This window comes from Virgibacillus salarius (assembly GCF_039521925.1).
GTDB classification, from domain to species: domain Bacteria; phylum Bacillota; class Bacilli; order Bacillales; family Amphibacillaceae; genus Virgibacillus; species Virgibacillus salarius.
This window is the reverse complement of sequence record NZ_BAAACY010000078.1, coordinates 1-25,453: the sequence shown is the minus strand read 5'-3', so window position 1 is coordinate 25,453 and position 25,453 is coordinate 1. Positions and strand designations below refer to the sequence as shown.

23 protein-coding genes and 1 pseudogene are annotated in these 25,453 nt (G+C 35.1%); 1 reads left to right on the top strand and 23 read right to left on the bottom strand.

Features of this window, described 5'->3' with window-relative positions; translation table 11 throughout:
• Positions 1–83: 83 nt before the first annotated feature.
• Positions 84–1,391, bottom strand: a complete 1,308-nt coding sequence (locus tag ABDZ84_RS10245) for an NtaA/DmoA family FMN-dependent monooxygenase (protein WP_343781359.1) — start codon at positions 1,389–1,391, stop codon at positions 84–86.
• Between the two features lie 721 nt (positions 1,392–2,112).
• Positions 2,113–2,763 (bottom strand): HAD hydrolase family protein, encoded by a 651-nt coding sequence (locus ABDZ84_RS10240; RefSeq protein WP_343781394.1) that lies wholly within the window; start codon positions 2,761–2,763, stop codon positions 2,113–2,115.
• Between the two features lie 181 nt (positions 2,764–2,944).
• On the opposite strand from ABDZ84_RS10240, the gene ABDZ84_RS10235 reads away from it, so the two are divergent.
• The gene (locus ABDZ84_RS10235) at positions 2,945–3,610 is read left to right on the top strand and encodes a Crp/Fnr family transcriptional regulator (protein WP_034679134.1); all 666 of its coding nucleotides are present in this window, start codon (positions 2,945–2,947) and stop codon (positions 3,608–3,610) included.
• Between the two features lie 83 nt (positions 3,611–3,693).
• On the opposite strand, the gene ABDZ84_RS10230 is transcribed toward ABDZ84_RS10235, so the two are convergent.
• The 21 genes and pseudogenes from ABDZ84_RS10230 to ABDZ84_RS10130 all read right to left on the bottom strand — a co-directional run bounded on the left by ABDZ84_RS10230 (position 3,694) and on the right by ABDZ84_RS10130 (position 25,272).
• Positions 3,694–4,107, bottom strand: coding sequence for a YbaN family protein (locus ABDZ84_RS10230; protein WP_258469539.1), 414 nt, complete (start codon positions 4,105–4,107; stop codon positions 3,694–3,696).
• A 185-nt stretch (positions 4,108–4,292) separates the two neighbouring features.
• Entirely contained in the window at positions 4,293–5,384 is a 1,092-nt protein-coding gene (locus ABDZ84_RS10225) for a hypothetical protein (RefSeq protein ID WP_343781355.1), read from the bottom strand.
• Positions 5,385–5,833: 449 nt separating this feature from the next.
• Positions 5,834–6,733: an ROK family protein gene (locus ABDZ84_RS10220; RefSeq protein ID WP_026681565.1), complete on the bottom strand. Its 900-nt coding sequence runs from the start codon at positions 6,731–6,733 to the stop codon at positions 5,834–5,836.
• Between the two features lie 34 nt (positions 6,734–6,767).
• Positions 6,768–8,153, bottom strand: a complete 1,386-nt coding sequence (locus ABDZ84_RS10215) for a glycoside hydrolase family 1 protein (RefSeq protein ID WP_343781352.1) — start codon at positions 8,151–8,153, stop codon at positions 6,768–6,770.
• 85 nt (positions 8,154–8,238) lie between these two features.
• The gene (locus tag ABDZ84_RS10210) at positions 8,239–9,042 is read right to left on the bottom strand and encodes a MurR/RpiR family transcriptional regulator (RefSeq protein ID WP_080668687.1); all 804 of its coding nucleotides are present in this window, start codon (positions 9,040–9,042) and stop codon (positions 8,239–8,241) included.
• Positions 9,043–9,090: 48 nt separating this feature from the next.
• Positions 9,091–11,730 carry a glycoside hydrolase family 38 N-terminal domain-containing protein gene (locus ABDZ84_RS10205; protein ID WP_026681568.1) on the bottom strand — a complete coding sequence of 880 codons (2,640 nt, stop codon included), beginning with the start codon at positions 11,728–11,730 and terminating at the stop codon, positions 9,091–9,093.
• Positions 11,731–11,762: 32 nt separating this feature from the next.
• On the bottom strand, positions 11,763–12,218 hold the full coding sequence (locus tag ABDZ84_RS10200; protein ID WP_026681569.1) for a PTS sugar transporter subunit IIA: 456 nt from the start codon (positions 12,216–12,218) through the stop codon (positions 11,763–11,765).
• Between the two features lie 3 nt (positions 12,219–12,221).
• Positions 12,222–13,688, bottom strand: a complete 1,467-nt coding sequence (locus ABDZ84_RS10195; RefSeq protein ID WP_166529773.1) for a PTS fructose transporter subunit IIC — start codon at positions 13,686–13,688, stop codon at positions 12,222–12,224.
• Positions 13,689–14,285: 597 nt separating this feature from the next.
• On the bottom strand, positions 14,286–14,837 hold the full coding sequence (locus ABDZ84_RS10190; protein WP_343781348.1) for an AAA family ATPase: 552 nt from the start codon (positions 14,835–14,837) through the stop codon (positions 14,286–14,288).
• A gap of 581 nt (positions 14,838–15,418) precedes the next feature.
• Positions 15,419–15,949 carry a CPBP family intramembrane glutamic endopeptidase gene (locus ABDZ84_RS10185; RefSeq protein ID WP_343781346.1) on the bottom strand — a complete coding sequence of 177 codons (531 nt, stop codon included), beginning with the start codon at positions 15,947–15,949 and terminating at the stop codon, positions 15,419–15,421.
• 291 nt (positions 15,950–16,240) lie between these two features.
• Positions 16,241–16,428, bottom strand: a pseudogene (locus tag ABDZ84_RS10180) (helix-turn-helix transcriptional regulator).
• Positions 16,418–16,759 carry a DUF2178 domain-containing protein gene (locus ABDZ84_RS10175; protein WP_281948873.1) on the bottom strand — a complete coding sequence of 114 codons (342 nt, stop codon included), beginning with the start codon at positions 16,757–16,759 and terminating at the stop codon, positions 16,418–16,420. The pseudogene ABDZ84_RS10180 and the gene ABDZ84_RS10175 overlap by 11 nt, the downstream one beginning before the upstream one ends.
• A 163-nt stretch (positions 16,760–16,922) precedes the next feature.
• Entirely contained in the window at positions 16,923–17,234 is a 312-nt protein-coding gene (locus ABDZ84_RS10170) for a TIGR04104 family putative zinc finger protein (RefSeq protein WP_026681574.1), read from the bottom strand.
• A 69-nt stretch (positions 17,235–17,303) separates the two neighbouring features.
• Entirely contained in the window at positions 17,304–17,531 is a 228-nt protein-coding gene (locus ABDZ84_RS10165; protein WP_026681575.1) for a DUF3953 domain-containing protein, read from the bottom strand.
• A 539-nt stretch (positions 17,532–18,070) separates the two neighbouring features.
• Positions 18,071–19,978 (bottom strand): asparagine synthase (glutamine-hydrolyzing), encoded by a 1,908-nt coding sequence (asnB, locus tag ABDZ84_RS10160; RefSeq protein ID WP_343781342.1) that lies wholly within the window; start codon positions 19,976–19,978, stop codon positions 18,071–18,073.
• Between the two features lie 246 nt (positions 19,979–20,224).
• Complete coding sequence (locus ABDZ84_RS10155; protein ID WP_205388769.1) at positions 20,225–21,073, bottom strand: sialate O-acetylesterase; 849 nt, start codon at positions 21,071–21,073, stop codon at positions 20,225–20,227.
• 179 nt (positions 21,074–21,252) lie between these two features.
• On the bottom strand, positions 21,253–22,242 hold the full coding sequence (locus ABDZ84_RS10150; RefSeq protein ID WP_166529770.1) for a zinc-dependent alcohol dehydrogenase family protein: 990 nt from the start codon (positions 22,240–22,242) through the stop codon (positions 21,253–21,255).
• A gap of 158 nt (positions 22,243–22,400) precedes the next feature.
• Positions 22,401–22,706 (bottom strand): hypothetical protein, encoded by a 306-nt coding sequence (locus tag ABDZ84_RS10145; protein WP_026681579.1) that lies wholly within the window; start codon positions 22,704–22,706, stop codon positions 22,401–22,403.
• A gap of 300 nt (positions 22,707–23,006) precedes the next feature.
• Complete coding sequence (locus ABDZ84_RS10140; RefSeq protein ID WP_343781338.1) at positions 23,007–23,294, bottom strand: hypothetical protein; 288 nt, start codon at positions 23,292–23,294, stop codon at positions 23,007–23,009.
• A 106-nt stretch (positions 23,295–23,400) separates the two neighbouring features.
• Positions 23,401–23,823, bottom strand: a complete 423-nt coding sequence (locus ABDZ84_RS10135; RefSeq protein WP_228089198.1) for a PH domain-containing protein — start codon at positions 23,821–23,823, stop codon at positions 23,401–23,403.
• A gap of 567 nt (positions 23,824–24,390) precedes the next feature.
• Positions 24,391–25,272: a GNAT family N-acetyltransferase gene (locus ABDZ84_RS10130; protein ID WP_343781334.1), complete on the bottom strand. Its 882-nt coding sequence runs from the start codon at positions 25,270–25,272 to the stop codon at positions 24,391–24,393.
• Positions 25,273–25,453 lie beyond the last annotated feature (181 nt).

Below are 25,453 nucleotides of genomic sequence, written 5' to 3'. Positions count from 1 at the left end.
AATACTTAAAATCTAAGCTATCTTCCAATTAATTGTTTCACTGATAAAAACTGATATCCAATCAGACTTATTTCAGTGACAGTTTATGTGATACCTAAATGCTCACGTAAGGTAGACCCAGTATATTCACTCCTAAACAACCCTCGCTCAACTAGCATTGGCATCAGCTCGCTAAAGAACAGTTCCATCGATGTTTTCGAGCCTCCTGGTAAAGCAATAAACCCATCTGCAGCACCTGTTTCAAGCCACTCCGTAATTTCACTTAGCGCGTCCTCAACCGTTCCTACGACGACCCAATGTGCAGAACCGACTACCTCCGGCCTTGACAACAGTTCTTCCACTATGGGCTGCTGTCGTGTAATTAACCTGCGCAACAAATCAGCATGCGTCCTACTACGAACTGGTTGATTTTGATCGGGTAGCATATCGACTGTTATCGATTGATCTAAAGGTAGTGTACTGATATCCATACCAAGTATGGATTTTACTGAAGCATATCTATGCTCTTGACTTAGATGTGCATGCGCTTTCCGATGTAGTTCTAGTGCTTCCTGTCGCGTATTGGCTAGGAAAAAATACAATCCAGGCAAAACTCGTATTGCGCTTGGATGACGTCCATGCTTCTTCGCTCGTCTCCTTAGGTCATCACGTAATTCAATACCTGAAGCCATATCTGGAGTGGCTGCAAAAATAGCGTCCGCTACCGAAGCTGCAAAGTTACGTCCCGATTCTGAGGCGCCTGCTTGGAACAAAGGAATGGTCCCTGATTTATGTGCCGGTACATTAAGCGGTCCTTCAACACTAAAAAAATCACCGGAATGATTGATGGGAGAAACCATTTCCTTATCCGCATATTGTCCTGTAGAACGATTAATAACCAGCGATTCGTTCGGATAACTATCCCATAGCTTGCGGACAATGTCTGTGAATTCACTTGCTTTCTGATATCTTTCCGGTGATGACGGCATCGGATCATCCCCGAAATTTCCAGCACCTTCAATGGAAGTGACGATATTCCACCCTGCACGCCCATTGCTAATCCACTGCAAAGACTGAAGCTGCCTAGCAACCGTATATGGTGGGTTGAAAGTGGTAGAAGCAGTAGTAACCAGTCCAATTCGGTTGGTCTCACGAGCAATCGAAGTTAGCAGAAGCGTCGGATCTAAGCTGCCAAAGCCAGGTGAATTCCCCAGTACCTCTTTGTTCAGAAACAATGTATCTGGCCTAAAGATAAAATCAAGTTTCGCCTCTTCTGCCATCTTCGCTAATTGCACATAAAAGTCGCTTGAATATAAGTTTTCTACACCACTGTCTCTATGTCTCCAGCCATTCCCCTTCATCCATGTTGTTGACAAGGATAAACCGATGCATAGCTGCCTATTTGTGGTCATATGTACCAAAACCTTTCCTACAAAGTAAGTTGTACCCGGAAAATGCTTTAATCAGAAGTATTTTCTACATATGGGCACAGCAGCCATATAATAGTCTATGAATGGTAACATTGTTTTGGAAATTATGTCGCCTTGACCAATGAACTCCTTAGAACAAAAAGGAACACACTTGCCCTGCCCAATAATTAGTTAAACAACTAGTAACCATGCCTCCTTTTTTATTTCTACTTCTTCTGTAACATGATTGGCTACAACACCAAACGACATTTGCTGTTCCTACATCATTAAAAGACAGAATAGAAAGTCAGTAGATTATCTAATTGATATTGATTATCATTATCATTATAATGCTTGTGAAGCATAAAATCCAGAATAATTTTGTACTTTTTTCTAATTAGAAACGAAATCACGAAGTCTATATCAAGATTTAATGTTATTACGCAGTCCCAATCGTATTTCTGTAGTAGACGCAGGCAACAAAATTCACAAAAGAAAAACCTGTATATCTGAAGATACCTAATTAAATGAGCTAGAGGAAAAAGCACCCCGAGAGTCATATCTAAAATAAGCGACTACTATGGAGATGCTTTTATTATTGGAGAAAAAGAAATATGTGTTTACAGAAGAAGGGGACCCCAAGTGATTGAAATAAAGGTATCTATATAACAGAATCTCGGGTCAACAGGCAAGGTAAAATGGTGGAATAACTTGTTAATAATCATCAAGTTTTTAAAGCTTCATTATAATGCTTGGCGTAATCACTAATATTTTTTATCGTAGCGGGAACATTTTCCTTTTTTATGGAAATTGTTGCATATTCTTTCATGGCGTGTTCTCCTACACAAACACTATATGTAGCATTTCTAAATAACTCTAAATCATTTTGATCATTCCCAAATGCGATAAATTCCCCTGATTGTATTCCCAATTGGTTTAATCCGTTCATTTTATGTATTCCTAATGGAGATATATCAAGCAAATTCTCTCTCCCATGTTCATAGATCTGTACAGGTAAATGACTCAAATTATGCTTGATTTCATCAGTAGTCGTAAATAAGACGATTTTGGTTATCATCTTTAATTCGTCTAATGACTTATTTTCAGCTTGCTTTTCAGGGTCTAGATTACGAAATATAGAATGCTGCACCTCACCTGTATAGCTGTAATCCCAATCACTGTCTACTAAATAGGTTAAGTGATACTTTTCAATTAATCGCTTTATTTTTAAAACTAAGTTAGGAGTAAACGTGCGCACATGCATTTTTCCATTTTCAAATGTGAAAGCTCCATTTCCTCCTACCATTCGAAAATGGCGATATCTCTTCGGCAAAACTGGTAATAAATCACGAATCGGTCGAGCTGAAGCAAATATGATCTCATGTCCATGCTAAATACAAACATCTAATGCCTCACGCATCTCATAACTTAATGACTCACCCTTAAAACAAATCGTACCATCTAAATCAAATACAAAAATCATTTCTTTCACCTCGCTTACAGTATAATCCTGTTTTGTTATAATAAAAAGGACCAATGTCCCGAAGGAGAACGAAATGACTACATTAATGAATTATATCCAAACCTTTCAGCTTCCATTTCCTGATCATCTAGAACCGTATATAGAATTGATATCCTTTCAAGCAGGTCAGCAGGTTGTCAATACAGGAGATAAAGCTTCAGGCTTCTATATATTGACAGAAGGGAAATATCGTGTAACTACAAATGAAGTAACAGGAAAATCGCTTCTCCTGCGATTTTGTTCACCAGTATCAATTCTTGGTGACATCGAATATTTTCAGAAAAAAACAATCCAATCAGATGTTATTACGATACATCCAGCTACTTTTATTTATATACCTTATACCATCTATGAGCGCTATTTAAGAACTTACAGCCCATTTACAGAGATGCTTTTAGAGGAGTTAAGTTACAAGCTACAAACCTGTACTGTGGCATCCCGAATTAATGCGCTTGCTCCTGTAGAAGCTCGATTCGCTGCATACCTGTGTACCATTTATTCCGATGCAAAATTTGGTAAACAGCTTTTTACGACGAACACGAATGAAGTAGCTTCACTTATCGGCACTACACCTCGTCACTTAAATCGTGTTTTGAAAAGGTTAAGCGAACAACATGTCCTTATCCGTAATAAAGAAAAGCTACATATTAAAAATTGGCCGGTGCTTCAACAATTATCAGAAGGCATTCGATATGAATAACAACAAAAGACGATGCAAAAATGCATCGTCTCGCAGCACTGGGTATAGCTAATTTTCTTATAAATCTGAACAACGAAAGCTTCCTATATAAAATCCTTGGCGATTTCTTCTTGTTTCGGTTTAAGCGTCTTAATTTTCTTGATGAAATAGTAATGTTTATAAAGAGCAAGTATCACTAATAAAATTTTCACCAAGAGAATGTCCACATAAAATACGGAAAACAGGATAAAAGCGTCGGCAATCAAATTGATGCGAATTTTTTCTTTACGTGTCATACCCTTTTTTTGGCGGAATCGTTCTACATATTTTTCATAAAACGAAGTTCCCTTAAACCAATTTTCGATTCGCTTTGAACTTTTCGCAAAGCAAAAAGACGCGAAAAGAAAAAATGGCCCACCTGGCAGTACAGGAAGTACGATACCTGCAACACCAATTCCTAGCGATATCGATCCAAGCAGAAAGAACAGGATACTTTTAATATTTTTAATGGTTATCACCTTACTTTTATTAAACTGCGATAGATGACATAGAAATAAGATATTATTAGCTATAACTACATAATTACGAAAGCACTTATAGCTTTCTCATTGTCTGCGAAAAAAATCTTACCTATACTCTTTCATAAGTATACAACATGGAACAATAATTGGGTAAGTCCGAGTGAAATTGTAACAGATAATTACTATTTTGGATATTCTTCAAGCTTCTTAAGGTAAATTCGTAACCGCCCTTCCACTTGTTCTTTCGTTCCAAAGCGAATTATTTGTTCACGGTCTAACGGTGCTTCATTTACTAACTGATAGTGTGTATACGCCATTGTAACTAGCTTTAAGAACACTTCAATATGTAGTGCATCACGCTTCTGTTTTGAACTACCAGTATACCCTTCAATAAAGCCTTCTGCACTCGCTATTAATTGAGGTATATAAAGATGATAATTCCCTTTGCGATATCTTTTTGTGTTATGAAACAAGTGGAATAAGGCTTGATAATTAAACACATAATTGGCAGCAATAGATACTCCTGTATATAGCAGTGGATAGGGATCTATAATTTTCGCAGCACGCTTTGTATAGATGATATTTTCAGGAGATGTATCCTGATTTGTCAGGATAATTTTCTCATCGTTTATCGAACGACGAGAAATGAAGCTTTCCCCAGCTTTTACAACTTTTGCTCTATCAAATTCGTAGGGACTATCAATTAATTTATTTAATTCCTCTTGATATTCTTTGGTTTCTTCAAGAACAAACGCCTTTAAATCCATATCTAGTTCACCTTTTAACTCACCTGTTTGTCCAATTTCCAAATGACCTATGCCCTTATAAGGAGAATTTAAGTTTTCAAGAGCAAGAAAAAACGCTCCTAACTCTTTTCCATACCTTCTCGATAGATCTGTTGTCTGACGCTGAAGGCCAATAGATTTGCCTAGATACGATTCAATCGTATAGGTCAGTTTCTCATCAACAAAGAACTTAAATTGCTTCGGACAAACTCCCTCTTTCGCTCTGTTGGCATGTTGGTAAAATGCTTTTGTAGCAGCATATTCCGACGTTAGCGCTTTTCGATTGAATACGACTTCTTTATCATAGGCAACTCTCTTTGGAATACGAAGGACGAGCTGTTCCTTTTCGATTAAATATGCATGATGCCAAGCACCTTCACCTAACCTATTAATTTCAGTTTCCTTTGAAATCTCTTTTAATCCCTCGTTTCTCAAAGCATTATTTAAAAGCTCCAATTCTGTTAGATTTTCTGTTGTAAGTAATTTCATTTCTGTTGTTTTCCCTTCACTATCCTTTTTATTATATACTTCAATATAAAAAGACGTATCCCTTCTTATACAATTCCTATTCTTTCAATCAATTATTTCAAAATGCAGCATGTAGCTCCAATTTATTCCAGAACAAAAGCCCAATTAGAAATGTAGTGACTGGAGCGAGACAACAGAGATAAAGGAGTCACGGTGAGCTTACGAGCCGATGATGACTTAGATTAGGGCAATTCGTGAAGTCACCTAGCTTCTGGGCGCTGGAGCTGGACGCGAGCCCCATATTTATTCACATGGGCCGATGTTATAATTTCCTAGACCATAAAAAAAGCTTACCTTATTACAGATAAGCATATCCGTCTTTATTATTCATCTATTTTTCAGATTCATCTTTGCCATGAAAGAAATAATGGTGATAAAAATCAAAATCAATTCTTGGTAAAGGAATACTATTAATCATTTTTTTGCATTTGCAAAAAATGGTACACCGCTCCTATCATATTAGCATCTGCATGAAATGTACAGCGATCAACTCTTGGAACAATTGTTGCTACATCTACCATACCGACAACCCTATCTATTTCTTTTCTTAATCGTAAAAGTAAATCATCTCTTGCACTAATTCCTCCACCAATTAATATTATCTGAGGATCCAAAGCATATTGAATATTATATATTCCAATCGAAAGCATCGTGATGAATTCGGAAATAGCTCTCTCACACACCTTATCTCCCTGGTCAGCTAAGGTGAAAATCTTTTCACCTGTTAATGATGATATTTCTAGTTGTTTTTCACTGGCGACACGCTTAATAATAGAATAGGTAGAGGCTACTTCACTAAATGTATTCATGCCACTACTTAGATTATGTGGATTAAGTATCATATAGCCAAATTCTCCACCATGCAGTGTGTTCCCCTTATGAACGATTCCATTTTTTATCAATGCGCCACCTATACCCGTTCCAATGACGACAACACATACATCTTTTTTTCCTTTGGCAGATCCTTTCCATACTTCAGCTAATCCAACACAGTTCGCATCATTTTCTACTTGTGTTGCTAATCCTGTTTCTTTTTCAATAAGATGCTTGATATTGGGACCATGAATATACGGAATAGCGCTTGACCCATAAATGAAACCATCTTCTGAAACGGAACCAGGAGCGCTAACCGCAATCCCTTTCATCTCTTTATTGGTATAGGTTAGCACCTTGCTTTTAATAAACATTAATAAATCTTCAAGTGTAGATGGTGTTTGCATAAAATTCTTATGAAGTATATGCCCTTCTGTATCTATTAAACCATATTTTATATAGGTCCCACCGAGATCAAATGTGAGAACATTCGCCATATAGATCCACCTCTATCGTGCAATAATTTTTCATTTAAAAGCCATTTTTCCTAGCTACATCGCCAAACCACTGTCCACTCTTTTTAAGGGAACGTTCTTGTGTCCTTATATCAACACGATATAGTCCATAACGATTCTTATAAGCGTTGAGCCATGACCAATTATCCATAAATGTCCAAACATGGTAGCCAAAGCAATTTGATCCTTCACGAATAGCTTTATGCAGCCATTTCAAATGTTCTTTATAAAATTCAATCCGATAATCATCTTGAATCATACCTGACTTATCTGAAAAACGCTCCTCATTTTCTACTCCCATACCATTTTCAGCTACATACCATGGGATATTTCCATAATTATCTCTAATATTAATAGCAAGATCGTAAATGCCTTTTTCGTATATTTCCCATCCACGATAAGGATTCATCCGACGCTCTGGCCAAATATATGATTCAAAGAACTTTTCAGGTAAGATTTGATCCGATTGATATGGCCTCTCTCTCTCCTTCACCCTTCGTGGCTGATAATAATTCACTCCGAGAAAGTCAACTGTATTATTTTTTATAATCGCTAGATCTTCTTGATTTGTTTCTGGTAATAAATCATATGATCTGAGCAGTTCAGTCAATTCCTCAGGATAAGACCCATAAACAGAAGGATCTAAAAAGCTTCTATTAAAAAATAGGTCAGCTATACGAGCTGCTTTGACATCCCCTTTTGTGTCACTACGAGGGTATGATGGTGTTAAATTTAAGATAATACCAATCTTACCTGTTTGGTTCGATTCATGATAAGTCTGGATTACTTTTGCACTTGCTAACATGGAATAATAAGCAACTACCACTGCTCGCTTCATGTCAACGACACAAGGGTAATGGTAATGATTCAAATATCCCATTTCTACAGGAACAATAGGTTCATTAAAGGTCGTCCACCTCTTAATTTTTTCACCGAATAGTTCAAATGCCGTTTGAGCATAATAATTGAATGCTTCCACTACCTCAAGGCTCTCCCATCCACCCTTTTCCTGCATAAGTAAAGGCATATCAAAATGGAATAGGTTAACAATGGGTTCAATACCATGTTCAATAAGTTGATCAAACATTTTTTGATAAAAGGAAACTGCTTCCCCATTAACATTTATTCCATCAGGAAGCAATCGAGACCATGATATAGAAGTTCTAAAGGAATTTAAATGAATTGCCTTCATCCGCTTAATATCCTCAGTATAACGCTGGTAAAAATCGGATGTTTTCATCGGTCCTACGCCTTCATGAAATCGTTCCGGGTTTAGTTGATACCAGTAATCCCAAATATTCTTTGCTTTATTTTCATCATTAGCAGATCCTTCCGTTTGAGTTGCAGAAGCTGCCGCACCCCATTTAAAATTTGTTGGAAATATATAATCGTTTGCATGCATCGGTAACACCTCATCTTTGCAAATAGTAGTTCGTTACGAATGATATAAGTAATACTTTTTAAATAGACATGAAGATGATTGGTCTTTAATGTCCCTGTAAATAGGCTTGCTCCGTTTCAATCCATTTACTTACATTTTCTCTAAACATATTAATATATTGCGAATAAAGCACGTCAATAATAATCAATAAAGGAATTTGCCCAGAAATTTGTTCCACTTCATTTGCATTTTTAATCTGTGACGTTAGTAAGGTTACATTTGCAAGATCACTTATATCTGAGGATTGATTTGAGGTAATAATAACAATCGTAGCCCCTTTTTCTTTTAAACGTCTTAATGATTGAATGACATGCTTGTTTTCACCACGTAATGATAAGTATATAATTAAATTTTCCTTATTTAGAAGGGATGAGATCATCTCAATAGAATCATAATCTTGAACAACTTCTACATATTTCCCTATCCTAGTAAAACGAAACTTAAAGTCTTCACCAGCAATGGCACTCAACCCTAGTCCATAGATGTGAATAATCTTATGACTTTTTATATAGTTACATACCAATTTAACATCTTCTATATCAATTTTTTCATCAATTTCATTAATCATTTCTTTATATCGATACTGTAAATTCCTTGTAACCTTATTCTTATCATTCGAATGTTCTTTTACCATTTTTCGATAAAAATACATTAATTCTTTATAATTTTCAAAACCTATTTTTTTACAAAACCTTGTAATGGAAGCTGCTGATACATTAATTTTTCGAGCAAGAACAGATTGCTTAAGTGGCGGTTTGCCACTTAAAAAATAATCAGCTATCTGCTCATCAACTGCTGTGAATTTTAATTTTGAGCTTTCTATAGTTAAAAACAAATCACTATTCAACAATTATTATCACCCACATGCTTCAGTAATTGCCAAAACAAGTCTCAATTCTTATGCAAACTGAACATAAATTGTTTTAATCTCTTTAGGTTTAAACATCCCTAGCTGAATCATATTTTCTTGATAGACATCATTTTCATTTATGGTTTCCTCCATGTTGGTAAACGACCATCGTATGGAACCATGATGCGATATCACTTCCCCACCGTCCTCAATCTTTTTACAGGTAGGATTAAAAAAGCGAATGATAAACCCTTTCCCATCCCATGACTTTTTAAATGAGCTAAAAACAACCTTTTTCACTTTAGTCGTATCAAGCAAAGACAAATGATTAGGAACGGCATTAGATAATGGTTGCATGACAAAATATTTTAATGTTGTTGTAAATTGATTTAATGATTGCTGCTGATAATATGGCACAGAAATAGCATATTCTTGATAGTGTCTAAAAGCTTCAGACTCGGAAAAGGACTTTCCAAGCATTAACGAAAACTTATATTTTAGCTTCTTCTGCAACTGACTATCTGGTGTTTGAATGTATTTAAATTGATTTCCAGAAGCTACACCAGGTCGTCTAAGTAGATCTGGCTTCCCTAAATATCCAACTGCTCGGAATAAGGTAAGCGCGATTTTCATGTCATCTTTTCCAATTATTTCATACTCTTTAACCCCTTTTGAAAAGACAGTAACACTTCTTTGCCCGTCATGTATGTTCACAAAATTCAACATTGGGTAAATTCCAGTTGGCTCTTCTTTCCATGCTTTTTCTTGCCATGACTGTAGATTTGGATCGGTTATCGGGCGAGAAATTGTTCCAAATGGAGTATCTGATATGCTTTGTTGCGTATTTACATTTCCATTTATAAGTAGTCGCATTCGGTGATCTAACGCGTTGTTTTCTAGCTCTAGTTGAATACCAATGGATCTTTCTCCTGTTTTCAATGTAATATAACATTCATAAGGGATTTCGCAAGTATTTTTCATCTGAATCCGTTCTTCCTGAGATAAAGGAACAATGAATGTTCCAGATAATTTGAGACAACACGCGAACGTCCCTTGAGAACATTCGATGAAACTATTCGAAAATCCAAGCATTATCGATTTATCCTCTAATGGTGGCGAATAATCATAGTTATCTCCATCATCACCAGTGTCTTCAATCATGAAGAGATTTTCATAGAATGTATCAGAGACTTTATCATATACATTAATCTCTCCATTGACATAGTCTATCTTATAATATTCATTTTCTATATAACTTTTATGCTTATTTTCAACTATTTGAGGAGTATCTCCTTTATTCCCTTCGATAACATCTAAAACTTCATATCCTAGTGGAGCAAGCTCTAGTTTAAGTGCTATTTCTAACTCAAAATAATATGATTTTGGAGACGTGTTTGCTTTCTTTCGTATTGGTTCATTTGAATGTTTTTCCATACTGATAATTTCATAAGGAAGTTCTTTTCCATTATGATAAATTACAAAGTCGGATTGAGATAATGAAATCTTCAGCCTCAACACTTGTTCCCTGCGCATTGGCAATGTATTAAAAACAGTAATTTGATTATCCTTTATCTCTTTCCTAGATTCACTAATCTTCCTTGTTAAGTAATCAACCATAGAATAGGATAACTGATCAGCATCAATAAGCCTTTGTAGAATAGCTTGATTTGTTTTATCGCTATTACACGCCCCTGCACTATCATGTGCATGATTTTTTAAGGTTAGCTTCCAAATTTTATCCACTAATTCCTTTTTATAAGGAATACCTATCTGAGTTGCAATAGCCATTAAAGGTTCTAATTGATATATTAACCGACGTTCCACTTTATCATTTATATATTTATGATCATACCTAGAGGAGTATATAGAACGATGAATTTTCGATACTTCCGCATTCAATAATTCACCTTGAACCTTTGGCAAATCTTTTCTTTCGCTGTTTATTCCTTCAAACAAGTCATCATAATTACTTTCTATTAATCTATCAGATGACAAAGCTTTATTGTAGTCAGCAATTCTTTCTTTTAGATTAAAGTCTACATATCGTTGATCTCCACCCACAGGAAGTGCAATATGGGATGAGGTTGTTCCTATCTTAATTTGCTTCATTAAAGCTTCACTGTTATTGCTTTCAATAAGTTGAACTCCCACAAAATACCCGTCTTTTAGATTATAAGCTAAGACCCGGCTACCATCCTCGGATTCCCAAAATAATTCTCGTTGATTAGCTTTATCAGATGATAATCCCCTCCAAAATACAGCTTTATCTATCCCCATTTGTGCAAATATTTTCGGCATATCGATAGATTGTCCGAACGCATCAGGTACATAGCCTAATCGATCTGTTCCTCCTAGTGAATCTCCCAACTCCATTCCGATTTGCAGGTTACGTACAAGCGATTCTCCACGTATAATCATTTGATCTGACTGTGTGTACCATGGCCCAACCTTCAATTTTCCTTTTTTAATTAAGGCCATAAGCCTTTCCTTTTTGTCTGTATTTACTTCAAGATAATCCTCGACAATACTCATTTGTCCATCAAGCATATAATAATCCAAGACACCTTCTTCTAATGCTTTAATCACTTCATCTACATGATAACAAAGTTGGATGAACGACTCACTACTTGTGAAATACCATTCATAATCCCAATGTGTATGCGCTATTACATGAATCTTATTTGTCATTTAACACCCTACCTCGTCTAATCCTAATTGTTTTAATTACTAAATTTTCTCCTAATCAATTCGTACATCCCCGCTTCAGATGTAACAGATAAAAGCGAATCGATAAATGTTTCATCAATTAATGCACGAGAAATGGTACTTAGTGCTTTTAAATGCTCTTGATTTTCTCCCTCAGGAATCGCTAATGCAAATGTGATATGGACAGCTTTTTTATCCATTGATTCCCATTCAATTGGTTGAGTAAATTTCACAAGCATCAATGTAGGTTTTAATACCGTTTTATGTTTACAATGCGGAATCGCTATTCCATCTTTAAACCCTGTGGTCACTTCTTTTTCTCTCTTTTTTAGTCCTTTATAATAGGATTTAGAAGATTTAACAATTCCAATACGCTCTGCAAATGAAGCAATAAAACGCAATGCGTCATCTTTCGTTTCTATATCTGAATTAAATACAACATGATTTGCATCAAACATTTCATTTATCATCTTTTACTCGACCTTTCTTTTCGTAAGTCCAATAATTATGGCGGTTACTAATACACCCATCATGACGCTAAATATCCACGTAACAAAAGGAATTGGCTGCTCAATATACCCTATAAATGCTCCTAATGGTGATCCTATTCCTCCATAAAACTTAATTCCTAATCCAGCAGCAAGACCACCAGCGACAGCGGAGCCAGCAACAAAAGCAGGTATCATTCGAATAGGATCTTGTGCTGCAAATGGGATAGCCCCTTCTGTCACCCCAACAATTCCCATGCCAAATGCACTGTTTGCAGACACCTTTTCTGTTTGGGAAAACTTTTTCTTAAACAGTAAAGATGCTAACCAAATTCCTAGTGGAGCGACTGAAATAGCAGCCTGTGTTGCTGTTTGTGGAACAAAATTTGCTCCCTCGATTCCATATTTTGCAACTGTATCTGTAAAAACGGCGGTACCAAACACTAAAGCTGTCTTGTTAATCGGTCCCCCTAAATCAAATCCAACCATAGCTCCGATAATGACACCGATAATAACAGGAGCTGCCGCATAGTTTTCATTTAAGGTCGTTAACCCATCGTATAAAAAGTTCATCATGGATGCCATTGGATTTCCGACCACATATAAGACAAATAGTGCTATTAAGAGGGTACTTATTAATGGAATCAGCATAATCGGAACGATTGGTTGAATCAATTTAGGATATGGGATTTTTTTAAGTAGCTTTACCAAATACCCGGCAGTAAAAGCAACAAGTATCGCGGCTAAGAAGCCTCCTCCGGCTTCTGCACCAAGCATTTCTGCATCATTAGCAATATAAGTCCCTATCATAGCAGCAGCGATAGCTGGTTTGCCTGCAATTGAATTTGCAACAAACCCAGCAAAAAGTGGAATCATTAATAAGAATCCGACTTGTCCAACACTAAATAAATTGGCCATTAATTCGCCCATTGCTGTTGATATATCAAATCCCCATTCAACAATTCTTCCTGCCTCATCGCGTTGAAATGCATAAACATTTGCTATAGCTAAAATAAGACCAGAAGCAATTACCATTGGAATCATATATGAAATTCCAGCCATAATATGTTGGAAAAAACCACCCTCATCCGTTTTTCCCATTTTTGCAATACCAGCCTTTGTACCTTTTTCTCCATAAGGTTTCGCTTCATTCAAAGCGCTTTCAATTAATGCATCAGGATTTTTTATTGCTTCAGATGCCCTGACACGCATGACACGCTTCCCAATAAACCGAGACATATCAATATTTATTTCAATAGCTAATATAACCACATCAGCTTCTTCAATTTCCTGATCAGTCAAACCGTTTTCAATACCAATTGACCCCTGCGTCTCCACCTTAATCTGATATCCTTTTTCTTTTCCAGCTTTTTCAAGAGATTCAGCAGCCATGTAAGTATGAGCTATTCCAGCAGAACAAGCTGTAACCCCAACAATCTTTTTCTGTGACATGTATATTCCACCTTCCTTTACAACGTTTATTTATGAACTATTTTCCTCTTACACTTTCTATGGTACTTAAATATAACCTCTCACCGCCTAATCATTTAATGAATACTTATATGAATATAATAATTACAATGCCTTCTAGCTCTTGCACCTCATTATATGTTCAAATCGTTTGAATGTATATACTTTCAATGAAACCTGTTTTAACTATCAATTTTACAGCATTTAATGAAAATAATTTCATAAATCAATTATTCAGTTTTAAGCGAATATAAAGATGTAGCTGATTAGGAAAGTAGGGGCCTGAGGAAATCAACTATTGAAATTAAAGGCTCAGGGGCTTATAGAGAAAATATCGAAAAAAGCCTATGGGGCACTTTGTAAGATTGGGAAAGTAATGTATTGTAGCTAGCAGGATTCGTATTTTTCCTTCCCAAAGTAGCAATTCCTATCAAACTTCTCATACAAAAAAAGCTTGTTTTTCTAGTATGGTTCATGCTTATTAACAGTCATAGCAGAATACAGGAAGAGATATTTTAGCTACGAAATACTTTCGAAGGATACACGACTCAATTAGCACGGCCATTACAACAATTACCTTCATGATTTAACATTCTTAAGGACAAAGCTTGCTCTCTGCTTCACCCCTATTTTTGGTACCTCAATAAGCTCATAATCAAGTTGCTCATAAATCCTAAACATAGCTTGATAAGTTACGACCGCTTCTTCATAATCTTGTTTTCTCTCATCATCATTTTGGTATATGTCCTTCCAAGGTGGTAAAATAAATACCTTTTTATTATACCTGTAGCTTTTGACGGCGTAGTCAAGCTGTTCCGAAACAGGAATGTTTATTAAATATGTATAGGTAAGCGTATCTGGAATGCCCCGATCGAAAAATAGGGGTTGGCTAGAAGGATTCGTCAATGCTGAAAGATAACTTTCTATGGATTGAACTAGCATGAGATCACGATATTTTGTTACATTTCCCCAAGGCAGAGCATCACCATTCGAAGCAAGCTGTGCTTTAATAATCTCCCTTGCAACCTCAGGAACAAACGATTGATTATGTTTCTTTAATTCATGCAACAGGGTCGTTTTTCCAGATCCTGGTCCTCCGGTAATAATGATAAAGTCATTTTTTACTATCATTAAAAAATTCCTTTCTTTGTTCAAAAATAAGATGCAATCTATTTGTAGCATACTGTGAAGTAATAAATAGTAGTGAATCGTTTATGTAATTTCGGCATGATATATGTAGAAGAATTATTAAAATCCTGGCGTTATAGGAAAAATAAAGAGAAGGCTCAAATCTTATTGGGCTGATTTGGGAAAAAAGGATTCGGGTAAAGTTTAACGTTTTAACAATCGCAAATGTTATAAGCTCAGATAGATAATAATATATCCCTGTTAGAAATAGTGATTTTCAACTCCTACTCCGTTAACAGAATAAACTTCGTGCTAGAATACCATCGCCTCTTATGACCGCTAATAATTGAAAGAAGCAAATGTTCCAAAGTGTTCCACACGCTTTCAATTATTCACACGCCTCAGCTTTATCACTAACCTAGGTTTTCTTGTATAGAATTTCCTTCGGATTTATTATAATTAATATAATTGCGAAAGCAAAATAAGCAAGCATAACATATACCAAAATATCTAATAATTCTCCTTTTATCAACACAAGAGAAAAATTAAATAGTTGGTGAGAAATAATTGGTATCATTAGGTTCTTATTTAGGTTGTAGAACAGCGTCATAAAAAGATATAATTCCAATCATAAAAAGTACGATGTACTTGATTAAATTGACTGCAGTATAGCCTGAGACAAACCATAGTGGGGTATGCCAAAATCCCCATAAAACGCCTACTAATAGGGCTGATTTCAAGGGAGAGTACTTTTTTTGAAGTTCATTTAAAGCATATCCTCTCCAACCTAATTCTTCACCTAAAGGTCCCCTTACTAAATTATCTAAGAATGCAAAGAACAATAATCCAAGACCTGTAAAGGATAGTGCCAAGTTTTGAGTATCGTTTGTAATGGTTAGAAGAAATAAAGTCACAGCGATAATCATAACCTGAATAATCACCATGGTACTAAGAGAGGAAAACCTAATTTTGGGAGAAAATTGGTCCTTTACAAAGTCTTTTAACTTTAAACCCGGATAGATCTTTCTAAATAAAATAACGAAGGCAAAGGTTGGTGACCATGCAGAGATGATTTGCAAGAGGTTTGTTATGCTACTAGGTGCTCCAAAAATCATACTTACCCGATAAATATAAAAAATACAAAGAATATTACATAGCTTGTACTAACAAAACTTAGTAATGGGTGCTTTAATGCTTTTTTCACTTTTATCATAATAATCCACCTCGTTAAATCGTTCGTAAATGGATTATATAATTATTAATAATCAAATGCTTCAGACTAGAGGCTGAAACGCTATGTTTTTTGTTGAATACTCCAGTAACAATCATTAAACAAGCTGGCTCGATTTAGAAAGTCACCTTCTTATGTGAGAATGGTACCCTTCATGTTTCAGGATAGAGGTAGCTTATTTTTTGAAAACATCATCTACAGTTGTACCAAGAACAGCTGCTATTTTAAACGCAAGCTGCAGTGTAGGGTCATATCGGTCGTTTTCAATTGCATTAATTGTTTGCCTTGACACATTACATTTTTTTGCTAACGATCTTGTGTGAACCCTTTGTTTTTCCGAAGCTTTGTAATTTTATTTTCCATTTCCACTCATCCGCCGTCTATAAATCCAGTAATATACAAAGTAGCTAATAATCGCAATAAAAAAGTAAAATAAGCCTGGATATTCAAACTCTACCATTGCTAAACGCTCATCATTTAAGTTAAAAAAGTCAAAAACAAAATTAATAATAAAAAATACAATTAGCAGTAACCAACTGTTTACGATTGCCTTTTGTTTAATCAACTGCGAACGCTCATCATCCTTTGTCTTAACTCCACCATATTCATCCGTGCCAGTAACCCAGCCTATAATAAAAAACACAGCCAATCCAACCAAAAACGGAACCGTCCATTTTACTAACAATGCTATCACCTTCTAAAAATGTCAAAAATTCTTTCCATTTACTGTATCGTAAAAGACTTGCTTATGTCAAAACATTTTTACATAAATTATCCAGCACCGTGCTACATAAAAGATGATAGCAAAGCAAAACACGCTCATTCTTATGCCTTCGGGAAGAGCTTGGTCGGTTGCTTTATTTTTCAAAAAAATTAAAGTCTTCTTCTATATTGCTTAGTCTTATTAAAAACGGATGAAGTGACATAATCAAAAAGAACAAAACAGGAAATAAACGAAGCAAGATAATTCCAGGAATATCAAAGAATATATTAAATAATAGTGGTAGAGGAACGAAAAAATTCAGAAGCCCTGCTTTCTTTTTTGACTTTTGTGTTTGATATTGTTTTTCTCTACAATAGGGGCAAGTCATTCCGGTATCCAATGTAAACATCTTCTTAAGGGTTTGTTTCCAGCTCCACTTGTTATTGCACTTTTGACAGATAGGCATTGAATTTATCACTCCTTGTTAAACACTGAGTTTCAATCGAGGCGCAACATTTATGCAATGCTAGCACTGTTAGCTTATTAAAGTATAGATTGTAACAAAAAAGCTAAAACCAGATGCAAGCATAAGCGTAATGGCAGTTGGCTTTCGTTTTTTAAATTCAATAATGCCTGTAACAAAGAGCATTGTCCCTAAAAATAATAATATATAAGGAATTATTACTTCAGATGTATCCGTTATCAAACCATAACTTGATAATGAAACTACAATAATAGCTAACACAAGTCTAAGTACTTTCAATAATATCTCCCCCAAAAACTAAAATGTAATATGCTATTTATTAATAGTTATATAAGGAAAGTGATTAATTAAATAGCCAACCACTAATAACTTGAAAAGCTACTATTGCAACTGCTATAGCTGGACCAACGATAAGAACTCCAATGAACAATGATTTTAATATATCTCCTATAATGAAGAGTGGTTTGCCACGTTTTCCATGTCATCTATTTTATTGCTCCTATACTGTAATGATTTATTTATATTTTTTAACTCCTCTAAGATTTGGCGTTCCGTACTATTTTCCATATCAAATCTCTCCTTTCAGATTTACGAACAGGCTCGAGCCAAGAAAATTAATGGAACATGGTATCCCTATTGTTTCATATCAATTATCAAAGTAGTTTGACTGCTTTTAAGTTAAAAGTTAAAGCCCCTTCCTAAAAGATAGTGGGGCTTTGCTTTTTCGATGACATATCCATAATACTTTCCATAGATAAATGGTTACTGCTAGCAATCTTCGATTCTTGTTTTACATATTGATACAAGTTGTCTTACCTTCAGCTGTATACCAGCACTTCTTTTTCTTGTCCCATTTTTTGAATATCTTCCTTTTTGAATGTTCCTTCTATAAAGTTCTGATGCCATACCATAAACATAAGAACTGTCCAAATTTTCCTGCTATAATCAACTTTTCCCTGACAGTGCGCTTGAAGTAATTGTAAAATGTAATCCTTGTGTAGCAAATGATCTGTTTCACTGTTTCGAATAAGTTGTTTAGCCCAACTATTCAACTCATTTTTCAACCAATGGCGAATAGGTACTGGGAAGCCTAACTTCTTACGATCAAGTACATGATCAGGAATAATCCCACGAGAAGCTTCTCTTAGAATCTGTTTTGTTGTACCATTAGCAATTTTCATATCAACAGGAAGTTGCTTAGCAACCTGAAAGACTTCTTTATCCAAAAAAGGCACGCGTAATTCAAGGGAATTAGCCATTGTTACTCGATCTGCTTTTAATAGTATGTCACCACGCATCCATGTATTAATATCAATATATTGCATTTGATTTACCAATGGATATTCCTCTACATTATCAAATAGTGATTCAGTGATTTGCTGATATTGTACATGGTCGTTGTATTTCTTTAATAGTTTGCGTTTTTCTTCTTCTTCAAACATCTTAGCATTTCCAATATAGCGGTCACGTAAAGGAGTTGTACCACGATACAGGAAGCTTTTACCTTTTACACCTTCAGGTAAAACAGCTGAAACTTTAGCTAGCAAACCTCTTACAGGTGCTGGAACGGAATCAAATACCTTTAGGGATTCCGGTTCACGGTATATATTATAGCCACCAAATAGTTCATCAGACCCTTCTCCGGATAAAACTACTTTTACATGTTGACTTGCTTCCGTTGACACAAAATAAAGTGGCACACAAGAGGGGTCAGCCAATGGATCATCCATATGCCACATTATTTTTGGTAGGCTATTTATATATTCTTCAGGAGAAATAAATGTAGCTATATTTTCCACATTTAATTTATCTGCAGTTTTTTTAGCTACATCCATTTCGGAAAATCCTTCTCGTTCAAATCCTACTGAAAATGTTTTAATATTTGGATTGAATTCCCTCGCAATAGAAACAATTAAGGTTGAATCAATCCCTCCAGACAAAAATGATCCTACCGGCACATCGCTACGCAAATGCTTATTCACCGAATCGTACATTACATCTTGAATTTGTTTTATCCAATCATGTTTGTCCTTAGTTACTGGCTGAAATGTAGCATGCCAATATTGAGTAAATACAATTGATTCACCTGGTTTCTTTTTAAAATAGTGACCAGGTTTTACCTTTTTTATCCCACGGGACAATGTCATTGGTTCTGGGACGTATTGAAAGCTGAAGTAGTGTTGTAATGCATCTAGATTTACTTCCTCCTTTTCCATCATTAATGAGATACTTTTCTTCTCTGAGGCAAAGCATGTCCCTAAATCATTTTCATAATAGAAAAGCGGTTTAATTCCAAATGGATCTCTTGCACCATAAAATTCTTTCCTTTCTTTATCCCAGATTAGAATAGAAAACATTCCTCTTAAGTATTTAAATGCCTCCTCTCTATACTTAACAAATAAAGCTGCAATCACTTCTGTGTCTGAATCAGTGTCAAAGTGATAACCCTCTTTAATCAGGTCTTGTCTAAGTTCTAAATAATTATAAATCTCCCCATTAAAAACCATCCATATTTGCTTATCATTATAGCTTAATGGTTGTGTTCCACTCTCTATATCAATAATACTTAATCGGCGGAACCCAAATGATACATAGGAGTCAAAATAATATTGCTCCTCATCCGGACCGCGGTGGGTTATAATATTATTTTGTTCCTTAAATTGCGCAATATCTTGTTCATATCTTTCCATTGGAGTATCAAATAACATACCTACAAATCCACACATATCATATATCCTCTCTAAAAAAGGGAAGGCCCTATCAAAATTGTAATATTAACGTTACATTAAAGTAATGCAATAGAAATATTTTAACATGAATTTAAATAAAGAACCATCATTTAAATGATATGTAAAATAATGGTTTTACATGAGAATCAAAATTATATCTGAGTACACACGATCCTATAGAAATTAAGCAATTTCTTCATGATAAGACATTTTTAGAAGTGAAGCATTATTACATTAGAGAATTTACTTGCTTTCATTAATATTGGAGACATTCATAGAAAACTCCTCAAAACTTAATTGTCCTAAGGCAAACTTCATACTTTGAACAAATATACGTTCATTTTTAGTTAGTTCTCGTTTTGCTTCCTTTTCAATCCATTCATGCTCTATGTCCAAAATATCCAAAACATGCTTTTGTTTTGAAAAAGCTTCATAGTATCTTAATCCAAATTTTCTTTGGGAGATTGCATCAATATGAATGCCATCTGGATTTGCTGTTAAGTCTTTTGATGTTACAATATAGCAATTTTTTTCGGTATGAGCTACTTTAGATAATATCTGGTTTATTTGTTTATATTCTACAGCGCTTTTTCCAAATCCGACCTCTCCAAGGTAATGGCCCAATTCACCGATAATAATCGGGATATCTGGTGCATTCAATTCTTCTCTCAAGTGTTTAAATAATGAAAGCAATTTATCTTCATACGTCTGATAACGTTCTCCGTAACTGTCGCTTTCTCCTTGATGCCACAGAATTCCCACTATTTCACTTGTTTCCATAGCGAATTTTGCTTCAGAAATCGCATGTCTTGTTAATAGTCCATCAATTGACCACTCATCAATAGAGCTTCCTCCCTCGGCACAGGTTATTAGCCCAATGGACTCGCCCTGATGATCCTCTGTCCATGCCTGAGCAAAAGAGGCTGCCGGCCCAATACCAGATACGTGACGATCAAAATTAAGCGGTTCTGCCATCATTTGCCATCTGCCGTTTCGCAACATATGTATGTACTCATTATAAATTGGCGGTACATCCTCAATAAATCCTCTGCCTGCCATATTTGATTGTCCGATTAATAATATAGATTTCATCGAAAAACCTTCTTTCTTTGTTTGCAATGGTCTAATTAGACTAAATGGGGTTAAGAGTATTACTCAATTAGTCTTTTTGTCAAGTCAATTTTGTCTTTATTCAACTAAATAGCCCTTTAATGAAAATGAGCGCTGACCCTTATTCGGAAAAGCGCCCGTTAACGGAATAAGCAGTCCTATCAGTTCGTTAAAATCACTTTGCCTTGATTTCCCCTCGATAATTCAACAATCCGAACAGCTTCCTGTATTTCCGATAAACTGTGATATGATTTAGGTCTCATAAGCCTTAATTTTTTACCATTAACCAATGTTATTAAATGGTTAAATGTCTCCTGCCAAACATCGGCTGAGACTCTTTTATTCCAATGCCGCAAATGAAATAACTTTGCGTTCACTTTTGCCTCATTTGTAATCCTAGCCCAGTCTACTTGGATTCCTGATAAAAGACCTAAGGTTAAAAAAGTACTTTCAGGACGAACGCAAAAAGCTAGATCATTACCGACTGATCCCCCAATTGAATCAATAGCTGCATCGGCCCCAAACCCACCAGATAAATCCATAACTGTTTCACGTAATGGATCTATAGAGGTATTAATTACATAAGAAGCACCAAGCCTTATTAGATCCTTTGAATACTCATCATTCCTAGTTATCGCAATTAGCCGGAAGCCCAGCACTTTAGATAATTGGGCAAAAATATGCCCGATAGATGAACCACAGGCATTGACTAAGAGGATATCATTTGGTCTTAATCCTAACTCCTGAGTACAGATGACCAAGGCTGTAATTGGATTTATGTACATTTGCGCAGCTGTAAAGTCATCAATAGAATCTGGAATTGCCACTGTAAATTCTGCTGATGTTTTAACAAACTCCTGCCAAGTACCTTCTCCCCTTATAGGCAAAACCCGCTTGCCGATAAGATTTTGAGATAACAAGGAACCTACGTTTTCGACAATTCCAACTCCCTCATAACCCGGAATATTTGGTAAAGAAATTCTGTGAGAGTAAGCACCCCTTATCGGTATTAAATCAGATGGGTTAATTGGTCTAGCTACCATGCGTACAAGAACCTCGTTTTCTTTTGGGGGTTGAATGTCTTTATATTCAACTTTAAGTACTTCTTGGGGGTTGCCAAATTCATTGAATTTAAGGCATTTAGCTTTCAAGAAACCCTCTCCTTTGGTCATAAAAAATTACATTTATTGTAAACACATTTTCTTTCCTAAACAGTTCCATGTTCTTAAGCAATCTGCCCCTTTTCTTAAACACAGGACGCAGTTGTTTATTCCAGAATCGCGCCCGATTAATGAATGTTTCATTATTATTAAGCCAAACGGTTTGATTTTTGATGTAAAGTGTTATGCAGCTTTTTTCGGTATATATTCTGAAAAAGTTTGCTATCAATTTTATTACCACTGAACTTTCCAATGACTTTACGCACATCTTTATCATAAACAATTAGTTCTTTATAGTTTTTATTATTTAAAAGGTCTTGAAACCACTTATATTTCTTCAAGCGGTTTATATTACTACAAATATCTTCTTCATCGCCTTTTAAAAATGGTAAATAAAGACCAATATTTAAAAATACAATCAAAGCTAGGATGAAAAAATAAAATATAAGTTTCAAATTACCCCTCCTGAAATAAAGCATTTAATTGAAATACGACTGCTCTTATGAAAGGTTTCATTTTATTAAACATTATGGGACCTATAGAAGCGCAGCTCTTATTCTACAACTGCGACCTATTCTGGAGTACGGTTATAAGATCTCTGAGTAGAAACAATCATTAACTAGGCTTTTAACTGAAGAAAAAAAGGAAACTCGGTTTCTACAATCGTAGATGTGGATAAGCATTTCTATAACAATATGGCCCGATTGAGGCGCAATTCCAGATAGGTGACCTAAGTGTTACCTGTTATTAATTTTTCAATGAGACTCCTTTGGTTTCGTTTTCCTTGCTGATATAAAGATTCCAGAAATAACTAGAGATATAATTGGAAAATATATATTCCAAGATGTGAAACTAATCTCCAAATTAGGATAATAATATTTTGCATACCATACTTCATACAACAAATTAAGAATTAATGTCACTAAAGGTCCGACAAAGATTCTTTTAGTAGTAACTGCTGACAAAACACCTAATCCAATTACTACAATAGGGACTATGACCAATTGCATTAAAAACTGGTCTATCGATTCAATAAAGTTCATATCAGTTCCCCCAATATTTCACGAAATTATACAACAATATGACCCAGCTCTGAAGCACACACATATTCAAGAAGCGAAGCGCGCCCTTTTCTGGAATAGTCTTACCTTAATTATTCTTGTCGTTGGAAAGATTATTGTCGACCTGAATATATTGATTTTCAGTTAATAAAACTCGAATAAACTCGGCTACATTTTTTGGAGAGACTATCGCTATATCATATTTCCGATGAATAATCTCTATTCTATCAATGGATAGTGCAGGTCCTGCCAATGGATTTTTTGTAGCATTCAATCTTTTTATTTCATTAATCTTCACTGTGCTTCTAAATGGGCCTGATTTGATTTTAATAAGTCCTTCTTCAATTTTATAACCAGTTCCAAACCACAACCATAAAAGCAGACAAATTATTAGCAAACCTATAATATAGCTTACTAAGCTTTTATAAGTTATCATCTGCCAGCCCATTAAAAGTGTTACTCCCCAAATTATTAAAGCTAACCAATTGTCTTTCTTGGATGGGAAATACAAATTAATCGTCCCCCTTGTTTTACTCAATCAAATGGCCCAATTCTAGAACACTACTTATTCAACAACTGCGCCCGTTTGCGGCATAATGTAAATGTTATGATTCCCGAGATACACTTCCTGAATTACTGTGGCTTTATATTTTCGGAATGACTTTGATTGAATCTTTTTATATATTTGTTTTTCTTAGTAAAAAACGCAAAAATTACATTTATAAAAACTGGCAGTAAACTTAATAAAAAGAATCCCCAATTATTTGTAATTAAAGATAATGCTAAGAAGAAATCGATTACACTGGATAAAATGTAAACAGTACGTTCAGAAAAAACTTGAACTTCTGAGCTGTATATTTTAGCCATAATCAATAAAAGGACCATCAAATTGATCCCCATTCGTATGAGCCCAGTCATATAAAGCACTGTAAGCGTAACTAATAATGTTATAATTACCTATATGTATGGTGTAGATATAATTTGTTTCCTCCCCAAAAAAATTTTAATCTAGTATCTTTTACTTTCTCTTCTAATATTATTTGTTAACATACTTCTACATCAAACTGAGAAAAAATGATTACATTTCTTTCGTCATGTAAACCTGTTGAGCTATTGTTTGAAATCCAATCTGTTTCAAAATGGTAAGAGGTAATTCGCTTTTGGTAATCGGTAAATTAGTAATTGTTCGAATGATATCATCCTTAAAATCTCCAAAAACCTCCCCTAACATAAAATAGACAATTTCCTCACTATCTGTCAGGTCTGGTTTCGACTCACACTGAAACAAAATAGTACTTAGATGTCTCCCTTGAGAATTAAATATTTTTTGATAATAAGCATAGCCAAGTTCATTTCCACTATCATCTTTGACGATGATCCCTTCACCATTTTTGGCACTTTGCCATTGCGTTTGCCAAGGATTCATTGTTTTATAAAACAGAAGTTGACCTATTTGCTGAGGTGCTACTCGTTCGACATTATATTTTCTATTTGAATCTTTAATCGGATTTTGTAATAACTTTCCCTTGAGTGTTAAATACTCTAAATTGTCATAGATTAAATAGCCCATATTTTTATATAGAGAAATGGCTTTAGTATTATTACTTATTGCCTCAAGTGTTGCTAGATCTACTCCTTCTTCTTTTAAAATAGAGAGAGTTGACTCTATTAATATTTTTCCAACTCCTTTGCTTCTATATTCCTTAGCAACACCTGTTCCTCCATTCCAGGCAACTTTTTTTCCTTTAACCTTTCTTACACCATTCATTACAATTCCTATAGGTTGGTTATCTTTAAAGGCTACTATAGATAATAAAGGTGAAAGATCTTCATTGACCATCCTTTTTATAAGATTTTCAGGAGTCGTTGTCGTATCAATATAATACCCCGCAAAACCTTCATTCCAAGATTTTACAGCTTCAGCTATTGTACAATCTATCAACCTTTTAATTTTAATCATGTTTTTAATTCCGCCAATCTTATTTAGTAATTTTCAAGAAATTCTTCCTATAATAGAACTTGGCTGTACTGACTCTTCAATTTTATTCTACAATATGGTTCTTTTTATGAAGAAGGGGCTGGGACAAAACCCAGTAAAATAAAAAGTGGTACTCGCCAATAATTTGGTGAGTACCACTTTT